This window comes from Saccharomonospora halophila 8 (assembly GCF_000383775.1).
Lineage (GTDB): Bacteria > Actinomycetota > Actinomycetes > Mycobacteriales > Pseudonocardiaceae > Saccharomonospora > Saccharomonospora halophila.
The window spans coordinates 4,468-7,928 of sequence record NZ_KB912491.1; the positions used below are offsets into that span (position 1 = coordinate 4,468).

At 69.1% G+C, this 3,461-nt stretch carries 3 protein-coding genes and 1 pseudogene; 2 read left to right on the forward strand and 2 right to left on the reverse strand.

Translation table 11 applies throughout. The features are described 5' to 3' along the window. The coding region (locus SACHA_RS20125; RefSeq protein ID WP_019807331.1) for a DEAD/DEAH box helicase at positions 1–1,438 on the reverse strand (1,438 nt) is incomplete at its 3' end. Between the two features lie 296 nt (positions 1,439–1,734). Between SACHA_RS20125 and SACHA_RS0103765 the strand changes: the two genes are divergently transcribed. After that, on the forward strand, positions 1,735–2,190 hold the full coding sequence (locus SACHA_RS0103765; RefSeq protein ID WP_019807332.1) for a Panacea domain-containing protein: 456 nt from the start codon (positions 1,735–1,737) through the stop codon (positions 2,188–2,190). Then, positions 2,180–2,638 (forward strand): hypothetical protein, encoded by a 459-nt coding sequence (locus SACHA_RS24290; protein WP_157601583.1) that lies wholly within the window; start codon positions 2,180–2,182, stop codon positions 2,636–2,638. The genes SACHA_RS0103765 and SACHA_RS24290 overlap by 11 nt, the downstream gene beginning before the upstream one ends. Before the next feature lie 136 nt (positions 2,639–2,774). Here the strand turns inward: SACHA_RS24290 and SACHA_RS0103775 are convergent. Further along, positions 2,775–3,461, reverse strand: a pseudogene (locus tag SACHA_RS0103775) (aldehyde dehydrogenase family protein); the annotation flags it as partial.

A 3,461-nucleotide genomic window follows, 5' to 3' on the forward strand; every position in this document is an offset into this window, starting at 1 on the left:
CGCCGCGGCGTGCGTTCCCGTCGTCGCCGCGGCTCCCGCGTTCGCCGCGCGCCTCCGGCCGCACCTCGGGGATCTCGTCCTCCTCCCCGACCGGCCCACCCGCCTCGTGGGCGAGTTTCACCGCCGCCAGCGCGACCCGCTCGACGTCGAACTCTCCGGCGAGCGACTCCACCGCGTCCCGGTAGTGCCCGAGTTCGTCGCCGTCGGAGAGCAGGGTCTCCCGCAGCGCCGCACGGGTCAGTTCCAGCCTGCGCGCCTTCAGGTCGGCGACGGTGGGCAGCTTCTCCACCGCCATCTTCTGGTTCGTCACGCGTTCGATCGTGGCGATCATCCGCTGCTCGCGCGGCTCGGCGAGGGTGACCGCGGAGCCCTCCCGTCCCGCGCGGCCGACCCGGCCGATGCGGTGGACGTAGACATCGGGGGCGCTGGGCACGTCGTAGTTGACGACGTGGGTCAACTGGTCGATGTCGAGGCCGCGCGCGGCGACGTCGGTGGCCACGACGAGATCGGCGGTGCCGGCCCGGAGCCGGCCCACGACACGGTCGCGTTGCTGCTGATCCATGCCGCCGTGCAGGGCCTCCGCCCGGTAGTTCCGACCGTTCATGGTCTCGGTGAGCCGGTCGACCTCCTCCCGGGTGCGGCAGAACACCACCGCGGCCTTCGGCGCCTCGAGGTCGAGTACCCGGCCGAGCGCGGCGGGCTTGTACCCGCGCGGCACGAGGTAGGCGGTCTGCCGGATCATGGCGGCGTCACCGCTCACCGACTCGGCCCGGGTGAGCTCGATGCGCTCCGGGTCGGTCAGGTACCGGCGCACCAGACCGGCGATCCGGGGCGGCATCGTGGCCGAGAAGAGCATGGTCTGCCGCTCGTCCGGGGTGCGCTGGAGGATGGCGTCGATGTCCTCGGCGAAGCCCATGTCGAGCATCTCGTCGGCCTCGTCCAGCACGACCGCGTCGAGTCGGTCCAGCCGGAGCGAGCCGCGGGCCAGATGGTCCAGTGCGCGCCCGGGGGTGGCCACCACCACGTCGGCCCCCTGTTCGAGGGCCCGCAGCTGCCTGCCCATCGGCTGGCCGCCGTAGACGGGCACGACCCGGACACCGAGGTGCCGACCGTAGCCGTCGAACGCCGCGCAGACCTGGGCGGCGAGCTCCCGGGTCGGGACGAGGACCAGAGTGCGCGGCGCCGTGCCGCGCTCGCCGTCGGCGAGACGGTGCAGCAGCGGCAGCGCGAACGCGGCGGTCTTGCCCGTGCCGGTGGCGGCTTGACCGACGAGGTCCCGCCCCGCCAGCAGCGGGGGCACGGCCGCCCGCTGGATCGGGGTGGGTTCGGAGTACCCGAGCTCCGCGAGTGCCCGGGACAGCGCCGGGTGCAGCGCCAGATCGGAGAATCCGTCGAGGTGGTCGGTCACGCTTTGCTGCTCCGCCGTACTGGCGACCATGTGTGTTCCTGCTTCGTCAGGGAAGGGTGCGAAAAGGGCGCCACGGCCGTGGCAGAACCCAGGCAGGCGCGAGGCCCCAGACTACCCCATCGAACCCACGTTCGATCCCGTCCTTCCGGTACGGGTGTACCGGAGGACCGCGCGACCGACGAAGCGTGCGCGCCGGGACACTCTCCGAGACGATCGGAACGGGTACGCCGTTCGAGTGGGAAACGGACCGACAGTGGCTTGCGACACGCCTCTTGACACGCTGTTGTGAGAGGGTCGACCACTACTGGGAAAGGAGGCAGCGAGCCATGGCGACCGTACTTGATGTAGCCAGTTACATCCTGGCGGAGCGTGGCCCGATGACGGCCATGAAGCTCCAGAAGCTCTGCTATTACGCGTACGGCTACCACTTGGCATGGGAAGAACGGCCGCTGTTCACCGAACGCTTCGAAGCATGGGCGAACGGGCCCGTCTGCCCTCAGCTGTACCAGCAACATCGTGGCTTGTTCCAGCTCCCGGCGGACGCTCTCGATGGCGACCCGGGCCGCCTGGACGACGGCGAACGCGAGTCCATCGACCTCGTACTGGACGGTCTCAGCCATATGACGGCGCATCAGCTGTCCGAGATGACTCATCGGGAACCACCGTGGCAACGGGCCCGGGGACGCTCGGGTGCGAACGATCTCGACCGGAGCAACGAGCCGCTCACCGACGCAGACATCGCAGAGTTCTTCGAGGCACTCACCACCGTCGATGGGCAATAAGAAGAAGCAGAAACCTCACCACACGCCGCCCGATCGCAAGGGCAAGGTCGTGCCGTCAAGCGCGGTTCTGCCCGGCGTTCATAATTCGGGCGAACGACTCTGCTGGCGGTTCAAGCATGTCGATCATGACAGCCGTTGGTGCTTCGACGACGTCATGTCCGAGCAGTGGCGCGAACTGATGACGAAGATGGCGCACTGTGAGTCGATGACCGTTCACGAGCTGAGGAACAGCAACAGGTTCTTCAAGGAGTACGACCTGCCCAGCGGGCTGCTGCAGGAAGCACTTGACCGTCTGACGACGCTGCGGCTCGATGAGATGACGAAGATCCAGAGGTTCGAGTTCACCGGCACCCAGCGTCTCTACGGGTTTCTGCACGACAACGTCTTTCACGTCATCTGGTGGGATCCGCACCACGAGATATACCCGAGCAAGCTGAAGAACACCTAGCAGCCCCTGCGCGCAACCCCAGGTATATGCACATCTGCTTTCCTCGGTTGACCGCAGCATCGTGCCGATGCCAGAAGTCGATCACACCCGTGTGAGACGAACACCGGGTGACACCCGCCGGGACGTAGCCCGTTGCTCAGCGGCCTTCCGGGAGGACGGCGTACTGGCGGACGGAGAGGTCGGTGTAGGTGACGGGGCCGCGTGGTCCGGGGACGTTGTCCAGGTTGATGCCCGTCTCCGGCACGCCGAGCAGCTTGAAGCCGTCGAGCAGCCGGGTCGGGGCGTTCCAGAACACCCCGGTGCCCCGGTAGGCGTCGAAGAACGCCTCCGCGGTGGTGGCGTTCTCGGTGGCGATGCCCGCCGCGAGGCCGGACGTCTCCTCGTTGGCGAGGGTGACGGCCTCGCCGGGCCCGCCGACCCGCGCGACCGTCACGGTGGCCTCGTGCTCGGAGTCCAGCGCCCACTCGTAGCCGACCGGATGGTCGTGCGGCGGCAGGGACGGCCGGACCCCGCGCTGTCCGGCGGCCTCCGACACCACCGGCCACAGGCTGTCGTAGACCTCGTCGTGGATCAGCAGCAGGTTGAGCCGGTTGCACACGCCGAGCCGGTCCAGACTGTCCGTGACCAGGGAACGCACCGTCTCCGGGTCCGCCTCCCGGTCGACGTAGAGGACCCCGCCGCCGTCCGCGTGAGCCATGGTGCGGACGCCGTGGGTCGCCGCCTCGGTGGACAACGACCTGGTGGTCTCGCCGCTGCCGCGCAGGATGACGAGCGGGACGAGCGCGGGCAGGCGCACCAGGGCGGCCGCCGCCTCACGCTCGGC

What these genes read in the sequence shown, in the direction of transcription:
- SACHA_RS0103765 (WP_019807332.1), top strand. Translation starts at nt 1,735, where the DNA reads ATGGCGACCGTACTTGATGTAGCCAGTTACATCCTGGCGGAGCGTGGC.
- SACHA_RS24290 (WP_157601583.1), top strand. Translation starts at nt 2,180, where the DNA reads ATGGGCAATAAGAAGAAGCAGAAACCTCACCACACGCCGCCCGATCGC.